Source organism: Mammaliicoccus sp. Dog046 (assembly GCF_034039665.1).
Classification (GTDB): domain Bacteria; phylum Bacillota; class Bacilli; order Staphylococcales; family Staphylococcaceae; genus Mammaliicoccus.
Genome location: NZ_CP120131.1, coordinates 251462 through 271980 on the forward strand (window position 1 = coordinate 251462; position 20519 = coordinate 271980).

The following is a 20519-nucleotide window of genomic DNA, read 5'->3' on the forward strand; positions in this document are numbered from 1 at the left end:
TAAATATATTAAAGGGGATGTTCTCATGAAGTTAAAGATAGGGATAATCGGTTGTGGTGGTATTGCTAATGGTAAGCATATGCCAAGTTTGTCAAAAATAAACGAGGTAGAGATGGTTGCTTTTTGTGATATCGAAATTGATAAAGCACAAGCTGCTGCGGAGGCTTTTGGTTCTGAGGGTGCAAAAGTATATGAAGATTATAAATTATTGTTAGAAGACAAGTCGATTGATGTTGTTCATGTTTGTACGCCAAATAGCTCACATAAGACATTGACTGTGGATGCATTAGACGCAGGTAAGCATGTCATGTGCGAAAAACCGATGGCGAAAACAACGGAAGAAGCGCAAGCTATGATTGAAGCGGCAGAACGTAATAATAAAAAATTAACAATTGGTTATCAAAATAGATTTAGACCGGATAGTCAATATTTACATAAGGCGACGCAACGTGGTGATTTAGGGGATATTTATTATGGGAAAGCACAAGCGATACGTCGACGCGCTGTTCCAACATGGGGCGTATTTTTAGATGAAGAAAAACAAGGTGGAGGTCCACTTATTGATATTGGTACACACGCGTTAGATTTAACGTTATGGATGATGAATAACTACGAACCAGAATCCGTTATGGGATCTACTTTTCATAAGTTAGGTAAAAAAGAAAATGCTGCCAATGCTTGGGGTTCTTGGGATCCAAATAAATTTACAGTAGAAGACTCCGCATTTGGATTTATTAAGATGAAGAATGGAACAACGATCGTGCTAGAATCCAGCTGGGCGCTCAATTCTTTAGATGTTGATGAAGCTAAATGTGCACTTTCGGGTACAGAAGGTGGCGCAGATATGAAAAATGGTTTAAACATTCATGGGGAAGACTTCGGGACTTTATATACGAAGAAAATCGAACTCGAAAATAAAGGTGTTGATTTTTATGAAGGTGAAACAGTGGATGAAGCAGAAGTAGAAGCACGTAGTTGGATTGATAGTATTCTGAATGACACTGAACCAGTTGTGAAGCCACAAGAAGCAATGGTGATTACACGTATATTAGAAGGATTATATGAATCAGCAAAGACAGGAAAAGCTGTGTACTTTGAATAATAAAAAGGGGTCAATAAAATGAATATTACAGTTTGGAATGAATATAGACATGAAGTAGAAAGCGAAGAAATTAAAGCAGTATATCCAGAAGGCATTCATAAAGTGATTGCTGAATTTCTGTCAGAAGAACATGACGTTAAGACAGCAACGTTAGATGAAGAAGAACATGGCCTAACGGATGACGTGTTGAATCAAACTGATGTCTTAATTTGGTGGGGACATAAGGCACATGATGAAGTTCAAGACGATATCGTAAACAAAGTGAAACAACGTGTCTTAGATGGTATGGGACTTATCGTTCTGCATTCAGGGCATTTTTCGAAAATATTTAAAAGCCTAATGGGAACAACATGTGATTTGAAATGGCGAGAAGCTGATGAGAAGGAAAGATTATGGGTAGTAGACCCGACGCACCCAATCACGGAAGGATTAAGTTCATATATAGAGTTAGAGAAGGAAGAAATGTATGGTGAACACTTTGATATACCAGCACCAGACGAAACCGTATTTATCAGTTGGTTTGAAGGTGGAGAAGTATTTAGAAGTGGCGCAACGTTTAAGAGAGGGAACGGTAAAATATTCTACTTTAGACCTGGGCATGAAAGTTATCCGACGTATTATCATGCAGACATTCAGCAAGTTATTAAGAATGCGGTGAAATGGGCATATACAGGTCGTACGCCTAAACATGAGTATGGTAACGCGCAACCTTTAGAAGCAATTAGTAAAAAATAAATAGGAGCCAATATATATGAATAAATTGAAAGTAGGTTTTATTGGTGTTGGGGGTATCGCTCAGAGTAGGCATATTCCAGCGTTTAAGCAATTAGATCATTTAGTGGATATTGTAGGTGTGTTCGATATAAATCAAGAACAATCATCGCAAGTTGCTTCGACATTTAATATCCCAAATGTATATGACACGTATCAACAGGTGTTTAATGATGTTGATGCTGTCGTTATTTGTACACCAAACAAATTTCATGCTGAAATGAGTGTCGCAGCACTAAATGCGGGGATACATGTATTTTGTGAAAAACCGATGGCGATGAATCAAGAAGAATGTGACAAGATGATTGAAGCGGCAAATACTTCAGGTAAGTTATTAGCGATTGGCTATCATTATAGATTTACGGATGCAGCTATACTTGCGAATCGCGCGATTGATGACGATGTTGTTGGTGATCCACTCGTAACTAGAGTGCGTGCATTACGTCGTCGAAAAGTACCTGGCTGGGGCGTGTTTACAAATAAAGAACTTCAAGGTGGAGGGAGTCTAATAGATTATGGATGTCATTTATTAGATTTGGCTATGTGGTTATTAAAAGACAGACAGCCTGTTGAAGTGCTTGGAAAAACATATAATCGTTTAAGTAAGACACCTGGTCAAATCAATGATTGGGGTACATTTAATCACGAAACATTTGAAGTCGATGATCATGTGTCAACGTTTATTACTTTTGATGATGGTTCAACAATGCAATTTGAGTGTTCGTGGTCTGCAAATATTAAAGAAGATCAAATTCATTTAAGTATTTCCGGCGTTGGTGGCGGTCTTAATGTTTATCCATTTGAAATCTATCAATCTAAAATGGGCACATTCTTTAATGAACAAGCAGATGCAGAACATAATGAAGATGTTGCAGCACAAAGACAAACATTGAACTTTGTGAATAGCTGTTTAGGGAATGAAACATTAGTTGTACAACCTGAACAAGCAAGACAAGTGAGTACATTAATTGATGCTATTTATAGAAGTAGTGAAGAAGGAAGAAGTGTAAGACTATAATAATCGTTAAGGGGTGCTAAGTTATGAATATTGGTGTTTTTACAGTACTTTTTCAAGATAAATCATTTGAAGAAATGTTAGATCACGTTGCTGCAGCAGGTTTGAAGATGGTAGAAATCGGAACAGGCGGTAACCCAGGGAATCATTTTTGTGATGTTGATGTGTTGTTAGAAAATGAAGATGAAAGAAATAAATTTATAGATGCGATTCATAGTAGAGGATTAGAAATTAGTGCATTTAGTTGTCATGATAATCCAGTTTCACCTGATGAATCACATGGGAAACAAGCACATGAGACTTTTGTGAAATCAGTGAAGCTCGCTTCCATGTTAGGCGTTCCAGTCGTAAATACATTTTCAGGGATACCAGGTTCTGATGAAACAGCGAAATATCCGAACTGGCCGGTCACACCTTGGCCAACAGATTATTCCGAAATATTGGAGTGGCAATGGGAGAAGAAGCTCATCCCGTATTGGAAAGAAGCGGCTCAAATCGCTAAAGATCATAATGTTAAAGTGGGTATCGAATTACATGCTGGATTCTCCGTACATACGCCATATACATTATTGAAATTGAGAGAAGCGACGAATGATGCCATTGGTGCAAATTTAGATCCGAGTCATTTATGGTGGCAAGGTATAGATCCAATCGCAGCTATAAAAATATTAGGCAAAGCCAATGCGATTCATCATTTCCATGCGAAAGATACTTATATTGATCAAGAAAATGTCAATATGTATGGACTGACAGATATGCAACCATATAGTTCAGTACAATCTCGAGCTTGGACATTTAGAACAGTTGGTTATGGTCATAGTCCGCAAGTTTGGGGCGATATCATCAGTGCATTAAGAATTAATGGATATGATTATGTTGTCAGTATTGAACATGAAGATCCAATTATGTCAGTTGACGAAGGCTTCCAAAAAGCAGCGCAAAACCTAAAAAATGTGAATATCAACGAAACATTAAACGATATATGGTGGGCTTAATTTAATAAAAAAGTAGAAAGCGCCTTATAAAGTAGACACGTGATGAGTGAAAACTTTATAAGGCGCTATTTTTTAGTTTAGTTAGAATTTTTGAGGTTGGGTGATGTGTTGAGGTGTGAAGTCGTGAGTTAACGCAGAAGTTAATCCAAGAGATGAGGTAAGTCGTGAGTTAACGCGAAAGTTAATCCAAGAGATGAGGTAAGTCGTGAGTTAACGCGAAAGTTAATCCAAGAGATGAGGTAAGTCGTGAGTTAACGCAGAAGTTAATCCAAGAGATGGCCCAAGTCGTGAGTTAACGCAGAAGTTAATCCAAGAGATGAGGTAAGTCGCGAGTTAACGCAGAAGTTAATCCAAGAGATGAGGTAAGTCGTGAGTTAACGCAGAAGTTAATCCAAGAGATGGCCAAAGTCGTGAGTTAACGTCGCAATGACTATATGAACGATATTAAAAGTTAAGTAAAGTATTGAATTGTGTGTTGACCTTTTCTCTTGAAATGTTTATTACATAATTTTCTTATGGCCCATTTATTCCCTCCACACCATCTTTCTGCGTCGTTTAATGTGAATGGTTCGCGTTTCAAGATGTGCAATTCTAGTAAATTGTCTAAATATAATTTTTGTCGGCTTGTTTGAGTTGAACAATATAAACAAAAGCCATATCGCATACGCGCATCGATTTGAATGTGACCGATTTTTCTGCAATGTGGGCATCTTAATCCGGGTTTAATCTGTTCGAAAGGGATATTGATTTCGGGATAAATATTGGAAAAGTCTTGTTGCTGGGTTTTGATTTTGTTGAGTATTTCTTTGTTTTCTCTACTTCTAAAGTTTTTGAATAATCGTGGAATTTTGTGTAGTTCTGTTGGAAGGAAGACTTGCTTTCTATTTGGGATTTCTGTGTGAAGTGTAAATGTTGGGTTTGTAAAAATAAGATAGGATAAGATTGGCCGAGTGATGTTTAATTCATGGGTGAGTAATTGTAACTCGTGTGCTGCTCGATTCATTTGTTTAAATGGTGTGTCGAAGATGTTTCCGAATTCATTTTTCATTTGACCATCAATAATATGATAATCGCCTTTATAATGTTTTACTTCTAAATGAAAAATGTGTTCGTCGTCAACAATTATAAAATCGATTTGAATACGATTTTTAATATTGAAAGCGACGTTGTTCAAATAGTTTAAATCGGGTATTTGTTTTAAAATATGTGCGATTTTACTTTCACCTTCGACGCCTTTCATTTGCCGATACATATCACGATGTAAATGAGTGTCGTCGAGTCGATTATCTAATGCTTTAAAATATAAGGATTGGTTCATATGCATGCCTCCTATTTTTTTACATATATTATATATTAATCTTTTGCCAAATACAAAATACAAAATAGAAATCGAGGCTGAGACATAAAGTAATGTCTCATCCTCTTTTAGTATCTAGTTATCCTTACCGGGGCGGTACTACGAAATCTTTTTTTATAAATTAGATTTCTGTCCCGCTCCCACAATTTTTAAATTATAATTTTTCTGCTAGTTCTACAAAGATGCCTTCTGGACCTTTGATATAACAAAGTTTATATATATCTTCGTATTGAATGATGTCGCCAATGATATGTGCGGTTGTTGATTTTAAGTTAGCAACAACTTGTTCAATATTTTGGATTGAAAATGCAAAGTGACTTGCTCCCACGTATTTAGGGAAATGAGTAAAGATTTCTGGACTATCTATTTCACCTCGGAAATTGATGAGCTCAATGACTGTTTCGCCATGTGGAACTTTCATCATTGCTATTGTTGCTTCATCTGCTTCAGCACCATAAATTTGTTTTATCCATTGACCGTTAACGTCTTGTTCACCTATCAGTTCTAGTCCTAATGTTGTGAAAAAGTGTTTAACAGCTTGTAAATCCTTTACGACAATACCAACGTGATCCATTTTTTCTATTTTCATAGGAAGCATCTCCAATTCAGTATTTTGTGATTCTTATTATATAGAATGCCTACTTGATTAGCGAATAATATTACAGTATGTTCTGAATCATAAATTTCTTACTGTGCCATAAGCGATTATGCGTTATACTTCAATATAGGATTAAAGAGATTTGATTGGAGTGATAACTTGGAAAAGCAACGTGATCAATGGTCGTCTAAACTCGGATTTATTATGGCCTCAGCTGGTGCAGCTATTGGGATTGGTGCTATATGGAAGTTTCCATATGTAGCAGGACAATTTGGAGGCGGCGCATTTCTATTATTATTTATAATTTTTACGTTATTTATTGGATTGCCAATGCTTATATCAGAATTTATTATTGGTCGATCGACAAACAAAGAAGCAGTTTCAGCTTATGATTCATTGGCACCGGGATCGCCTTGGAGAATTACTGGACGATTAGGTGTCGTCGGTTGTTTCTTATTATTATCATTTTATAGTGTAGTTGGTGGCTGGATCACAATATATACATTATTAGGACTAACGGGCAACATTATGTCAGATCATGCTAATTACGGGAAAATCTTTGAACAAACAATTGGTCAACCATTTACCGTATTGGCAGGGGTATTTATATTTATCCTTATGAATGTGATTGTACTGAATTTTGGTATTAAAAAAGGTATTGAACGTGCGAATAATATCTTAATGCCATTATTATTTATTTTCTTTATCATTTTAGTGATACGAGCTGTGACTTTGGAAGGTGCATCTGAAGGATTGTCATTCTTCTTTAGTTTTAATTTAGATGACTTTGCTGCTGAAGGGGTATTGTACGCGTTAGGGCAATCATTCTTCTCACTAGCGGTTGGTTTCTCTTGTATGGTCACTTATAGTTCTTATTTAAGTAAGAAAGAAAGTCTACCTACTTCTGCTGCAACGGTGTCTATCATGAATATCATCGTTTCTATATTGGCAGGTATGGCAATCTTCCCAGTTGTTTATGCTTTCTCATTAGAACCAACTGAGGGACCTGGATTACTATTTATCGTATTACCACATGTATTTAGTCAAATGGCGTTTGGTTCATTATTCTTAACGTTATTTTTACTATTGTTCTTATTCGCGACACTGACATCATCATTTAGTCAATTTGAAATCATCATTTCAGCTTTTGAAAAAGATGGTAAAAGATCAAGAACTAAAATCGTATGGATTCTTGGATTACTAACATTTATCGCATGTATTCCATCATCATTATCATATGGTGTATTAGCGGATGTTTCGATATTTGGAAAATCGATATTCGATGCGACGGATTATTTAGTGAGTAACATATTATTACCGATAGGATGTCTGCTTATCGCAATATTTATTTCATTTAGAATGGATCAAGCAATCGTGAAGCAAGAGTTCCAAACAGGGAATACACTCTCGCTTAAATGGTTTAAAGCGTGGAAATTCTTAATGAGATACATTATTCCAATCATTATTATCATTGTATTTATATGTTCGCTATAGAAAGTGAAATTAAGGCATAAAAAGAGGCGATACCTATGGAATTTAAACAGTTGAAATATTTTGTGGAGATTGTACGAAATGGTGGAATGACACAAGCGGCAGATCACCTGTTTGTTGCGCAATCAACAATTAGTAAAGCTGTTAAAAATCTTGAAAATGAGTTTGATATTATTCTGTTTGATCGCTCCAAAAAACATATTAAATTAACAGATACTGGGGAAGTATTCTACGACAAAGCAGTAGAATTCTTAACGCTATTTGATCACTTGACCTTAGAGTTGAACGATATATTTGAAGTTCAAAAAGGACATATAAGATTAGGGTTGTCGCCACTTATAAGAGTAGATTTAATTACGAATAGTCTTGAGAAGTTCCACGATAAATATTCGAATGTCACTTATGAAGTCGCTGAAGGTGGCGGTAAAGCGGTTGAACATTATCTTAATAAAGATGAGGTAGATATTGGTGTAACGACATTGCCAGTCGATTCATCTAAATATAATAGTGTTCCTTTGTATAGAGAAGAACTCTTTCTTGTTGTAAATACGGCGCATAGACTCGCACAACATGAAACTGTTGCTATTGGTGAATTAAGAGATGAGGAATTTCTCTTGTTGCATGATGATTATTATTTGAGAGATATGGTAATTGAGAATTGCCGTCAAGCTGGTTTTTATCCTAAAACAGTAGCGAAGATTTCTCAGCTGACGTTTATAAGTAATATGATCAAGAGAGGTCTAGGTATATCCATTGTGCCTAAGAGCATAGCCGAACAGATGAGTGAAGATGTTACGATGATCGAACTCGAAGGAGAAAAGATTTATTGGCATCTCGGACTCATCTGGAAAAAAGGCGCCTACGTGAATAGAGTGACTCAGGAATGGATTACATTTCTTAAATCATCACTTGAATGAGCATAACCCGTGAAAGATTATGAGCGTAATCTTTCACGGGTTATTTTTTATTTTTACAACTATTCCATAATAGAATAGTTCAAATCGATAATATGTATTTTATTAATACTTAAATGCGTCCTATAATGATTGATACAGTGATTTACAGGAAAGGTTGTGTTAGGATGCACCGTTTTATAAAAATTTTAATTCAAGTAACTTTAATATATATCATTACGCAAGTTGGAAGTTGGCTACAAGTGACGCTTCATATTCCGATAGCTGGTAGTATTGTTGGTCTTGCGTTACTGTTTTTCTTATTATTGTTTAAGATTTTGCCAGAAAAATGGATTGAAGGTGGAGCTAATCAATTGATCAACATTATGGTGTTGTTCTTTGTACCATCGATTGTTGGTGTTATGGATATTGCGAATGAAATAGGTCCAAGTTATATTATCATGGGCGTGCTTCTTATTATTAGTACAAGTTTAGTCGCATTATCATCTGGATATGTTTGTGAAAAAATTGTAAGTTCAAATAAACTGAATAAGGAGCATACATGATGATTATTAAAACGATTGCTATGATTGTCTTAACAATAGTAAGTTTTATTGTAGCGAAGAAATTACAAATTAAATATAAGCATCCTCTGCTTAATCCGGCATTGATTGCTTCACTTTTCATTATTGGGATTCTGCTTCTTATCGGTGATGATTATAACGATTATATGGCAGGAGGATCGTGGATACACCGATTTCTAGATTGTTCAGTTGTAAGTTTAGCGTATCCATTATATAAATACAGAAAAATGATTGTAGCTAACTTTAAAATCATTTTTTCAAGTGTGTTAACCGGAATCGTCGTGAATTTTGTCGTTATATATGGTGCGTTGTTCTTATTAGGATATCCGAGTTCTACAATTGTAACTATTTTACCGCGTTCGATGACTGCAGCAGTAGGTATTGAAGTGTCTCATCAAATGGGTGGTGTAGATACGTTAACCGTGATGTTTATTATAGCTACTGGTCTTATCGGTAGTATCTTAGGTAATTTTTACATTACAAAAGCAAAATTCAAGAGTGATTTAGCTAAAGGATTAACGTACGGAAATGCATCTCATGCATTTGGAACAGCAAAAGCTTTAGAAACCAATATTGAAGCAGGGGCATTTAGTACAATTGGAATGATTTTAACAGCTGTAATTAGTGCGATTATGTTACCGATTCTGTATTTGATTACAACACATATATCTTTAATTTAAGTCGTCATTTAATCATGACGACTTATTTTTTTGAGATAAATTTATATTCACTAATTATGAATAAAAATGCATAATAAACGTTTGTAAGATTTATTTAATTCGTTAAATGTTTACTTAACACAATTGATTTGGCGATATTTCTATTCGTTTATAATTAGAATATATATATATTTATTCATAAGTAATGGCTTAAATTCTTGTATGTAGTTTGCATTTTTATTAAAACTTATATAAGCTCTTCATTGTGATTGAAATCATCGTATTCATTAATAGTGATTTTATTAGCGGTGTACATTTATCGATAACGAGGAGTGTTCAGAAGTGAAGAAAGAAAGAATAATGGACTGGTGGACTTTTTATGGAACTGTAGTTGTATTACTTATTGCAGTTATACCGATGATGGTATTTCCGAAAGCTAGTCAGGAAGTTATAACAGGTATTAATGATACGATATCGAATTCTTTAGGCGCTTGGTATTTATTACTTGGCTTAATTGTATTTGGATTTGTATTATACATAGCATTTGGTAAGTATGGAAATGTTACATTAGGTAAAGCGAGTGATCGCCCAGAGTTTAATAACTTTAGTTGGGTATCTATGCTATTTTGTGCCGGTATTGGTTCGGATATTTTATATTGGGGCATTATAGAGTGGGCATACTACTATCAAGTACCGCCTTACGGTGCACAAGGTATGACGGATGAAGCACTTGAATATGCAACGATGTACGGTATGTTTCATTGGGGGCCAATCGCATGGTCAATTTACGTATTACCTGCGTTGCCAATTGGTTATTTAGTATTCGTAAAGAAAAAACCAATCTACAAAATTAGCCAAGCATGTCGACCAATTTTAAAAGGACAAACAGATAAGTTTTTAGGAAAATTAGTAGACATTCTATTTATATTTGGTCTATTAGGCGGTGCTGCGACATCATTAGCATTAGGTGTGCCAATGATAGCAGCTGGTATAGAACGTCTGACAGGACTGGATGGTCAGAACATAGTTATGAGAGGAACCATATTAATTATCATAACCGTGATATTCGCAATCAGTGCTTATACCGGATTGAAAAAAGGTATTCAAAAACTGAGTGATATCAATGTTTGGTTAACATTTTTAATATTAGGTATCGTTCTGATTGCAGGACCAACAATCTTTATAATGGAAACAACGGTTTCTGGATTCGGAAATATGTTGAAGAATTTCTTCCGTATGGCTACGTGGTTAGAACCATTTGGTGGTATTGGACATAGAAAAGAAACAAACTTCCCACAAGACTGGACAATATTCTACTGGTCATGGTGGTTAGTATACGCGCCATTTATAGGGTTATTTATTGCTCGTATATCAAAAGGGCGTACTTTGAAAGAAGTTGTATTAGGTACAATTATTTACGGAACATTAGGTTGTGTATTATTCTTTGGAATATTTGGTAACTATGCAGTATTCCTACAAATTTCAGGACAATTTGATGTTATACAATTCTTAAATAGTCATGGCGCAGAATCGACGATTATAGAAGTCATGCATCAGCTACCATTCCCTAAAATAATGATTGTATTATTCTTAATATCAGCATTCTTATATTTAGCAACAACGTTTGATTCAGGTGCATACATTTTAGCAGCTGCAACACAGAAAAAAGTCGTTGGAGAACCATTAAAAGCCAATAGACTATTCTGGGCATTTGCATTATGTTTATTACCTTTCTCATTAATGCTTGTAGGAGGAGAGCGTGCATTAGATGTATTGAAGACAGCTTCGATATTAGCAAGTGTACCTTTAACCGTAATATTTGTGATTATGATGATTTCGTTTATACGAACGTTATCAGGAGATCGAATAGCCTTACAACAACGTGCGGATAAATTAAAAGAAGTCGAACGACGATCATTAAGAATTGTACAAGTTAGGGAAGAAAGAGAAGACGATAATTTATAATATATTGAGGCTGGGACATAATGTAATGTCCCAGCTTTTTTTGTTGATGAAGAGGATAAAAGTGGGCGATTAATGTGGAAGTTAAATGACGTTTTTCTACCATAATATATAATCGATGCTCTCATAATTGTCTCGTATAAAAATTTCTAATTTCACATAAACTTTTTTGAGTGATTTTTACTATGTTTGGATATCGCGATTTGAAGGCGTTGAGTGCCTTAAATTAACTGAAAATTAAAAAAGAATGTTTGACATTAGACCGTCAATCGGGTATGCTAATCTTCATAATTTATTATTTCTTAGTATTCTTATCTGTTTAAAATAATTTACATTTTTTACCTTAATTATTCACAGATATTCTATAGAAATAAATATAAGGAGGACGTTGTATATCATGGCAGAAGTGTTAACTTATGAACGTTTTGACACTGATCCTTTTAAAGATATTGCTACTGACGATGAAACAAAAGGTGCATATCAAATTCTTAAATGGGCATATGGGCATTACGGGGATTCAATAGTATATTCTTGTAGTTTCGGGGCTGAAGGTATGATTTTGATAGATTTAATTTCAAAAGTAAAACCTGATGCAAAAATAGTATTTTTAGATACGGATTTACATTTCCAAGAAACATACGATTTAATTGATCGTGTTAAGGAAAGATATCCTTCATTAAATATTGAACTTAAGAAACCAGATTTAACGTTAGAACAACAAGCAGACCAATATGAACCTGCGTTATGGACGAGTGATCCTAACCAATGTTGTTATATTAGAAAGATTAAACCTTTAGAAGAAGTGTTATCTGGTGCAACAGCTTGGGTTTCTGGCTTAAGAAGAGAGCAATCTCCAAGCAGACAAAATACAGACTTCATTAATAAGGATGAAAGATTTCATTCTATTAAAGTATGTCCATTAATATATTGGACTTGGGATGATGTATGGGCATATATTGAGCGACATGATTTAACTTATAATGAATTGCATGACTTTAACTATCCAAGTATTGGTTGTATTCCTTGTACATCACAAGTTTCGTCATCAGGTGATTCTCGTGATGGTAGATGGTCAAACTTCAATAAGACTGAATGTGGATTACACACAGCGAATAATAAACCTAAATAACAAACTGAAATATTAAAGGATATTGAATCTTTTTTTATTATAAAAACATACTATTTTAATAAGAATAGTAAAAATTAGTAGTAATTAAAAATGGACAGGATGAGGTGACATCGTTGGAATTAAAAGTAACAAACAGCCCGTTTAATCAAGAGCAATCTGAGAAATTAAATCAAGTGTTTGCAACGTTAACAAATGAACAAAAAGTTTGGTTGAGCGGTTATTTATCAGCTTCAGCAATACAAGCAAATGCTTCAGATGTAACACAAGCTACTACTGCAACAGGTGTTAGTAGTGAACCGAAATTATCTAAGAGAGCGATTACGGTTTTATTTGGTTCTGAAACTGGAAATGCACAAGGACTTGCTGAAACGTTAGAAAGTAAATTAAAAGAAAAAGACTTCGACGTTACAATCGCATGTATGGAAGATTTTAAACCGAAAGATCTTAAGAAAGTAGAAGATCTATTTATCGTTACAGCAACTCATGGTGAAGGTGATCCGCCTGATAATGCGATTACCTTCCATGAGTTTTTACATAGTCGTAAGGCACCTAAGTTAAACGATTTAAGATACTCAGTACTTGCATTAGGTGATGAGTCTTATGAATTCTTCTGCCAAACTGGTAAAGATTTTGATAAGCGTTTAGAAGAACTTGGCGCTGAAAGATTGATACCTAGAGTTGATTGTGACTTAGACTTTGATGAGCCAGCTGAAAAATGGATGACAGAAATTCTAGAAACAATTGGCCAAGCATCAAGTCAGGCATCTACTGAACAAGCACAAGCGAGTGCTGAAGATGTATCAGCAACACAAACTTATTCAAGATCAAATCCATTTGAAGCGGAAATTCTTGAAAACATTAAGTTGAATGGTCGCGGATCTAATAAAGAAGTGCGACATATTGAACTTTCACTTGAAGGATTTAACGAGGCGTTTGAACCTGGCGATTGCATTGGTATCTTCCCTAAAAATGATCCAGCAGTTGTATCTGAACTGATTAATACACTTGTTTGGAAGCCAGATGAAAGTGTTGTAATCAATGATAAAGGTGACACTTTACCACTTGAAGAAGCATTAACAAGTCATTTCGAAATTACAAAGTTAACAAAATCAATTGTGACTAAAGCGGCAGATATTTTTGGAAATGGTGTGTTATCAGAAAAAGTTAAAAAAGATAGATGGATTTACGGTTATGTAGAAGGTCGTGACTTAATTGATTTAATTAACGACTTCCCACCAGAAGATCTACAAACAGATGCGTTACATCAAATCTTAAGAAAATTACCTGCTAGAGAGTATTCAATCGCGAGTAGTCATCAAGCAACGCCGGATGAAGTTCATTTAACAATCGGTGCTGTGAGATATCATGCACATGATAGAGATAGAAATGGTGTATGTTCTGTTCAATTCGCTGAACGATTACAGCCGGGAGATACAGTTCCGCTTTACTTGAAGAAGAATCCAAACTTCAAGTTTCCTAAAACGAATGAAACACCAGTGATTATGATTGGACCAGGTACAGGTGTAGCACCGTTTAGATCTTATATACAAGAAAAAGAAGAGCTAGACCTAAATAATAAAGCGTGGTTATTCTTTGGAGAACAACACTTTACGACAGATTTCTTATATCAAACAGAATGGCAAGGTTGGTTGAAAGATGGTGTGCTTGATAAGTTAAGCGTAGCATTCTCAAGAGACTCTGAAGAAAAAGTATACGTCCAACATCGCATTGAAGAAAACAGTAAAGAATTCTATCAATGGATTCAAGAAGGTGCAGCGATATATATTTGTGGTGATGAAAAATGTATGGCTAAAGATGTACATCAAGCCATTTTAAATGTTATCCAAACAGAAGGTCATTATAACGAAGAAGAAGCAGAAGCATTTCTTACTCAGTTGAAAAAAGACAGAAGATATCAAAGAGATATTTATTAAGAGGGGGCATTATTGTGAGCACTCAAAATTTATCCGACAAATTAGATGAGATGGAACACATTAAGAATAGAAGTAATTATTTAAGAGGAACAATTCAAGAAGGATTAGCAGATGAAATCACTGGCGCTATAGCTGAAGATGATACGAAACTGCTTAAATTCCACGGTAGTTATATGCAAGACGATAGAGATATTCGTGACGAACGTCGTAAACAAAAGCTAGAACCAGCGTACAGCTTTATGATTCGTGTCAGAGTACCAGGTGGAACAGCAACAGCTGATCAATGGATTGCTATGGATGATATTTCATCACAGTATGCAAATAACACTATTAAATTAACAACAAGACAAGCATTCCAATTCCACGGCATTTTAAAAAGAAATTTAAAAAGCTCAATGCAAAGTATTCATCAAGCAGTGATGGATTCATTAGCAGCGTGTGGTGACGTAAACAGAAACGTTATGTGTAACCCAAACCCATATCAATCAGGTGTGCATCAAGAGGTAGATCAATTAGCTACAGAAATAAGTGATCACTTATCTCCACAAACTGGTGCTTATCATGAAATATGGTTAGATGATGAGAAAATCATTGATACTAAAGAAGAAGTAGAACCAATGTATGGTAAGACGTATTTACCTAGAAAATTCAAAATTGGTATCGCTGTACCACCTTCAAATGATATCGATGTATATTCACAAGATATTGGTTTAATCGCAATCATTGAAGATGATCAATTAGTCGGTTTCAATGTCACTGTAGGTGGCGGTATGGGTATGAAGCACGGTAATACAGCAACATATCCTCAAGTAGGTAAATTACTTGGCTATTTCCCTAAAGAAGAAGCTGTTGATGTTTGTGAAAAAATATTAACAATTCAACGTGATCACGGTAACAGAGAAAATAGAGCAAATGCACGATTTAAATATACTGTTGATCGATTAGGTTTAGATTGGATTCGTGAAGAATTGAATAATCGTTTAGGTTGGGAAGTAGAAGAACCTAAGCCATTCGAATTTAAACATAATGGTGATCGTTACGGTTGGACTGAAGGAAGTGGCAAATGGCACTTTACTTTATTCGTTCAAAACGGACGTGTCAAAGATACAGAAGACTATAAATTAAAAACAGCATTACGAGAAATTGCTGGCATTCATAAAGGTGATTTTCGTTTAACACCAAACCAAAACTTAATCATCGCTAATGTTTCAAAATCTAATAAAAAAGCAATTCAAAAAATTATCGATGCATATGGATTAACGGATGGTGAACAATACACTGGCTTAAGAAGAAATTCAATGGCATGTGTAGCATTCCCAACATGTGGTTTAGCAATGGCTGAATCAGAACGTTATTTACCAACATTAATTGATAAAATTGAAGGCTTGTTAGACGAAGCTGGACTCAACGAAGAAGAAATTACAATTCGTATGACTGGCTGTCCAAACGGTTGTGCAAGACCAGCATTAGCAGAGATTGCATTTATCGGAAAAGCACCAGGTAAATACAATATGTATCTTGGTGGCGGATTTACAGGTGACCGTTTAAACAAACTGTTTAAAGAAAATATTGGTGAAGATGAAATTTTAGAAAGCTTAAAACCAATTCTTATTCAATACGGTAAAGAGAAAAATGATGGAGAACACTTTGGAGACTTTGTTATACGTAAAGGCATTATTAAAGAAGTGCACTCAGGACAAGACTTTCATAGTTAAATAGAAAAAATGGGGTGTAAGCATGGGCAAGGTATTCTTAGTTGGCGCTGGACCTGGTGATCCAGACTTAATTACTGTTAAAGGTATAAAAGCAATTAAACAATCAAATGTTATATTATACGATCGACTCGTTAATAAAGCTTTACTGGAATATGCGACTGAAGATACGAAAATGATTTTCTGTGGTAAAAGCCCAGATAAACACTCGTTAACGCAAGATGAAATTAATGCATTACTTGTGAAGTTATCTTTAGAAGGACATACCGTAACACGACTTAAAGGTGGAGATCCATTTATTTTTGGTCGTGGTGGTGAAGAAGCGGAAACATTGAAGAATTATGATATACCTTATGAAGTCGTACCTGGTATTACTGCTGGTGTAGCTGCACCAGCATATGCAGGTATTCCAGTGACTCATAGAGACTACAGTTCTTCTGTTGCTTTTATTACAGGTGTGATGAAAGATTCAGTAGATGAAGATGAATATTGGAAACATCTTGCTTTAGGGCCAGAGACACTTTGTATTTATATGGGTGTGAAGAAACTACCGGAAATTCAAAGATTATTAGTGAAACATGGTAGAAAGTCTGAAACACCTGTTGCTTTAATTCATTGTGGAACATCGAATCAACAAGTGACAGTCACAGGTACACTTGATGATATCGTCACAAAGGCAAAGCATATTAAGAATCCCGCAATGATTGTCATTGGTGAAGTAGTGAAACTGAGAGATAGAATGAGTTGGTTTGAAGAAGTTGCTAGTGAAGAACTTGAACCACAACTGATTTATTAACATTGGAGGAATAATAATGAAAGGCGTCTTATACGTAAGCCACGGTAGCAGAATTAAAGAAGCAACTGACGAGGCCGTCGCTTTTATAGAATCTGTAAAAAAGAAAATCGATATTTCTTTACAAGAAATTTGTTTTCTTGAATTAGCAGAACCGAATATTCAGCAAGGCATGAGGGCGCTTATTGAAAAAGGTGCTACCGAAATTTCTATTATCCCTGTTTTATTGTTAAGTGCTGGTCATTACTTTAAAGATATACCAAATGAAATCGACAAAATAAAAACACAATATCCAAATATAACATTCACTTATGGAGAACCGTTAGGCGTCCAATCAAGATTAACTGCCATTCTTAAAGAACGTATTCAAGAAACCCAAGTTGATATTAACTCCGATGCGAAACTACTTGTAGTAGGACGTGGGAGTTACCATGCCCAAACTAAAAGAGACATCTCATCAATTGGTGAGACGTTATATGAAACGACAAGCTTTAATGATGTAGATGTGTGTTATTTAGCCGCGTGTGAGCCATCATTTGAAGATGCATTACAACAAGCTTTACAAGCTGAGCATTCTCAAATATTTATAGCACCATATTTATGGTTTACGGGTGTGCTAGAAAGACATATCGAAAAAACTGCACAAACATACAATAGTAACAGCGAAATTATTGTTTGTGGACACTTAGGTCATCATCTTTCGATACAAGAAGCTTTGAAAGATCGAGTATTAGAAACGATGACAACTGATTAATTTTAAAAATGAATTTAAAGGGTGATTGTATTGGCATTTGTTCCTTTAATGATTGATTTAACTGGAAAGCAAATTAAAGTCATCGGTGGTGGCAAAATTGCAGAAAGAAGAGTCAATGCCTTGATAAGTAGTGGCGGAACGATTGAAATTATTAGTCCTGAGATCACGGAACATTTACATCAATTGTTCCAAGAGAACAAGATTAAATGGCGTGAAAAAATATTTGAAGCACGTGACTTAGAACATGCAGATTTGATTGTTTCGGCAACGAATCAAGTAGCAGTAAACAAAGCCATTAAAGAAGCAACACCTGACAATGCGCTTATTAATATGGTAGATGGTGCAGAAGAAGGCAACGTTGTATTTCCCGGGATATTAACACGGGGAAAGTTACAAATCAGTGTGTCATCCCATGGTGCAAGTCCGAAATTGGTTCGCTCAATATTGAAGGATTTAAACGAACAATATCCCGGAAATTACGGCGACTATGTTGATTTTCTTTATTCATGCCGGATGAAAATCAAAAAAATAGATATAGAAGAATCAGAGAAACAAGCACTATTATCAACGATTTTAAAAAAACAATACTTCGATACACATGAACAAAATGAATTAATAGAATGGTTGGAACAGCAACCAAAAAAGGAGTAAGAGAGGAGAGTAGTTTATGCGAAAGTTAACAATATTTGCGATTGTGGGTTTCTTAGCCCAATTAATAGATGGGTCCCTCGGTATGGGATTTGGCGCAACTTCCTCCTCACTGTTATTAACATTTGGTATTGCTCCAGCAATCGCATCAGCAACAATTCATTTTTCTGAAGTAGCAACGACAGCAGCTTCTGGTATATCACATTTGAAATTTAAAAATGTAGATAAATCAATTATTTTAAAACTTGCGCTTCCCGGTGCAATTACAGGATTTATAGGTGCAGGTGTGTTAAGTAATTTGCATAGTGATTTTATAAAACCTTTTATAGCAATTTTTCTACTAAGTATGGGATTTTATATTATTTATCAGTTTGTATTTAAGAAACAACAAAATAACAAATTAGATAATGGTAAATTATCTGCTTTCTTACTAGTTCCTCAAGGTGCTATAGCTGGTTTCTTAGATGCAATTGGTGGCGGTGGCTGGGGACCAGTCAATACACCGTTACTCTTATCAAGAAATAAAATTGAACCAAGATATGTTATTGGTACAGTTTCAGCGAGTGAATTTTTTGTAACGATATCCACTTCTCTAGGATTTATTATTTTCTTAGGATGGAGTCAAATTAATATTTTACTTGTCGTTGCACTAGCATTCGGTGGTGTTGTAGCAGCACCATTCTCAGCATGGCTTGTAAAGACTTTACCTGTCTATGTACTTGCAGTATTAGTAGGTGGGTTGATTATATTTACAAATAGTAGTGTATTGCTTGGAACATTCTTAAGTAATGATTCAACAATCAATATTGCTAAGATTGGCATTATTGTCCTTTGGTTAGGACTCGTACTATTTACGTTATGTCAACACAATAAATTTCCGTTCAATATTCAAAGTCAAAAATCTAACGAAGTTGATCAAATTAATTAATAGGAGTGAACATGATGGCAACAACAACTCAAAAGACGAAAGAAACGATTAAACCACATGGTGGAGAATTGATTAATCGCCAAGTAACAGGTGAAGAAAGAGAACAATTAATCGAAGAAGCAAAATCATTTCAACAACTAACTTTAAATCCTTGGAGTTTATCAGATTTAGAATTAATCGCGATAGGTGGATTTAGTCCATTAACAGGATTTTTAGGTGAGAAAGATTATACAAGTGTTGTAGAAGAATTACGTCTTGAAAGTGGCCTTGTATGGAGTATTCCAATTACATTACCAGTATCAGAAGAAGAAGCAAATCAATTGGAAGTTGGTTCAAAAATTGCTCTATATGGTGAAGACAAACATTTATATGGTGTATTAGAGCTTGAAGAGAAGTACACATATGACAAAGAAAAAGAAGCACAAAACGTATATGGTACAACAGACATCAATCACCCAGGCGTTAAGAATGTATATGACAAAGGTAATGTATATCTTGCTGGTCCTATCCAATTAGTTGATCGTCCGAAGCATGATGAATTCAGTGATTTTCACTTAGATCCTACAGAAACAAGAGCATTATTTAAAGAATTAGGTTGGAAGACAGTTGTAGGGTTCCAAACAAGAAACCCAGTTCACCGTGCGCATGAATATATCCAAAAAATCGCCTTAGAATCTGTAGATGGATTACTATTAAATCCACTTGTAGGTGAAACGAAATCGGATGATATTTCAGCAGAAATTAGAATGGAAAGTTATCAAGTTATCTTAAAACATTATTATCCAGAAGAAAGAACGAGATTAGTTATTTATCCAGCAGCAATGCGTTATGCAGGTCCTCGTGAAGCGATTTTACATGCATTAGTTCGTAAAAATTATGGCTGTACACACTTCATTGTCGGTCGTGACCACGCAGGAGTAGGCGACTATTATGGTACTTATGATGCACAAGAATTAATCGCACAATACGAAGACGAAATCGATATTCAAATCTTTAAATTTGAGCATGCATTCTTCTGTACAATTTGCGATAACATGACAACAGCGAAGACATGTCCGCATGATAAAACAAATCACGTACATTTAAGTGGTACGAAAGTAAGAGAAAAACTACGTAACGGTGAACAATTGCCTAAAGAATTCTCTAGACCAGAAGTAGCAGATGTATTGATTAAAGGATTGAAACAAAACTAAT

General features: G+C 35.1%; 19 protein-coding genes. 17 read left to right on the forward strand and 2 right to left on the reverse strand.

Going from position 1 to position 20519, the window contains the following annotated elements; translation table 11 throughout:
- Positions 1 to 25: 25 nt before the first annotated feature.
- From P3U32_RS01180 to P3U32_RS01195, 4 genes are read left to right on the forward strand one after another with little or no spacing between them, the layout of a single operon-like run.
- Entirely contained in the window at positions 26 to 1102 is a 1077-nt protein-coding gene (locus tag P3U32_RS01180; protein ID WP_323703777.1) for a Gfo/Idh/MocA family protein, read from the forward strand.
- 18 nt (positions 1103 to 1120) lie between these two features.
- Positions 1121 to 1837 (forward strand): ThuA domain-containing protein, encoded by a 717-nt coding sequence (locus P3U32_RS01185; RefSeq protein ID WP_323703778.1) that lies wholly within the window; start codon positions 1121 to 1123, stop codon positions 1835 to 1837.
- A gap of 16 nt (positions 1838 to 1853) precedes the next feature.
- Entirely contained in the window at positions 1854 to 2891 is a 1038-nt protein-coding gene (locus P3U32_RS01190; protein ID WP_323703779.1) for a Gfo/Idh/MocA family protein, read from the forward strand.
- 23 nt (positions 2892 to 2914) lie between these two features.
- Complete coding sequence (locus tag P3U32_RS01195) at positions 2915 to 3883, forward strand: sugar phosphate isomerase/epimerase family protein (RefSeq protein WP_323703780.1); 969 nt, start codon at positions 2915 to 2917, stop codon at positions 3881 to 3883.
- 451 nt (positions 3884 to 4334) lie between these two features.
- Here the strand turns inward: P3U32_RS01195 and P3U32_RS01200 are convergent, their stop codons facing one another.
- Together P3U32_RS01200 and P3U32_RS01205 are read right to left on the reverse strand one after the other, a co-directional pair.
- Positions 4335 to 5201 (reverse strand): nuclease-related domain-containing protein, encoded by an 867-nt coding sequence (locus P3U32_RS01200; RefSeq protein ID WP_323703781.1) that lies wholly within the window; start codon positions 5199 to 5201, stop codon positions 4335 to 4337.
- A 193-nt stretch (positions 5202 to 5394) separates the two neighbouring features.
- The gene (locus tag P3U32_RS01205; protein ID WP_323703782.1) at positions 5395 to 5829 is read right to left on the reverse strand and encodes a VOC family protein; all 435 of its coding nucleotides are present in this window, start codon (positions 5827 to 5829) and stop codon (positions 5395 to 5397) included.
- A gap of 168 nt (positions 5830 to 5997) precedes the next feature.
- Here P3U32_RS01205 and P3U32_RS01210 point away from each other — a divergent pair, with 168 nt between their 5' ends.
- From P3U32_RS01210 to sat, 13 genes are all read left to right on the forward strand, one after another.
- A complete protein-coding gene (locus P3U32_RS01210) occupies positions 5998 to 7332 on the forward strand; it encodes a sodium-dependent transporter (RefSeq protein ID WP_323703783.1) in 1335 nt (444 codons plus the stop codon).
- Between the two features lie 35 nt (positions 7333 to 7367).
- A complete protein-coding gene (locus tag P3U32_RS01215; RefSeq protein WP_323703784.1) occupies positions 7368 to 8246 on the forward strand; it encodes a LysR family transcriptional regulator in 879 nt (292 codons plus the stop codon).
- Positions 8247 to 8410: 164 nt separating this feature from the next.
- Entirely contained in the window at positions 8411 to 8788 is a 378-nt protein-coding gene (locus P3U32_RS01220; protein WP_323703785.1) for a CidA/LrgA family protein, read from the forward strand.
- Positions 8788 to 9486, forward strand: a complete 699-nt coding sequence (locus tag P3U32_RS01225; RefSeq protein ID WP_323703786.1) for an LrgB family protein — start codon at positions 8788 to 8790, stop codon at positions 9484 to 9486. Before P3U32_RS01220 ends, P3U32_RS01225 begins: the two co-directional genes overlap by 1 nt.
- 321 nt (positions 9487 to 9807) lie before the next feature.
- A complete protein-coding gene (locus P3U32_RS01230; protein ID WP_323703787.1) occupies positions 9808 to 11430 on the forward strand; it encodes a BCCT family transporter in 1623 nt (540 codons plus the stop codon).
- 394 nt (positions 11431 to 11824) lie between these two features.
- Complete coding sequence (locus P3U32_RS01235; RefSeq protein ID WP_323703788.1) at positions 11825 to 12556, forward strand: phosphoadenylyl-sulfate reductase; 732 nt, start codon at positions 11825 to 11827, stop codon at positions 12554 to 12556.
- A gap of 113 nt (positions 12557 to 12669) precedes the next feature.
- Positions 12670 to 14490 carry an assimilatory sulfite reductase (NADPH) flavoprotein subunit gene (locus P3U32_RS01240; protein WP_323703789.1) on the forward strand — a complete coding sequence of 607 codons (1821 nt, stop codon included), beginning with the start codon at positions 12670 to 12672 and terminating at the stop codon, positions 14488 to 14490.
- Positions 14491 to 14504: 14 nt separating this feature from the next.
- Entirely contained in the window at positions 14505 to 16205 is a 1701-nt protein-coding gene (gene cysI / locus P3U32_RS01245; protein WP_323703790.1) for an assimilatory sulfite reductase (NADPH) hemoprotein subunit, read from the forward strand.
- Positions 16206 to 16227: 22 nt separating this feature from the next.
- The gene (gene cobA, locus P3U32_RS01250; RefSeq protein ID WP_323703791.1) at positions 16228 to 16998 is read left to right on the forward strand and encodes a uroporphyrinogen-III C-methyltransferase; all 771 of its coding nucleotides are present in this window, start codon (positions 16228 to 16230) and stop codon (positions 16996 to 16998) included.
- A 16-nt stretch (positions 16999 to 17014) separates the two neighbouring features.
- Entirely contained in the window at positions 17015 to 17749 is a 735-nt protein-coding gene (locus P3U32_RS01255; protein WP_323703792.1) for a sirohydrochlorin chelatase, read from the forward strand.
- A gap of 30 nt (positions 17750 to 17779) precedes the next feature.
- Positions 17780 to 18400 (forward strand): NAD(P)-binding protein, encoded by a 621-nt coding sequence (locus tag P3U32_RS01260; RefSeq protein ID WP_323703793.1) that lies wholly within the window; start codon positions 17780 to 17782, stop codon positions 18398 to 18400.
- Between the two features lie 16 nt (positions 18401 to 18416).
- Positions 18417 to 19325 carry a sulfite exporter TauE/SafE family protein gene (locus tag P3U32_RS01265; protein WP_323703794.1) on the forward strand — a complete coding sequence of 303 codons (909 nt, stop codon included), beginning with the start codon at positions 18417 to 18419 and terminating at the stop codon, positions 19323 to 19325.
- A 14-nt stretch (positions 19326 to 19339) separates the two neighbouring features.
- Complete coding sequence (sat, locus tag P3U32_RS01270; protein WP_323703795.1) at positions 19340 to 20518, forward strand: sulfate adenylyltransferase; 1179 nt, start codon at positions 19340 to 19342, stop codon at positions 20516 to 20518.
- Position 20519 lies beyond the last annotated feature (1 nt).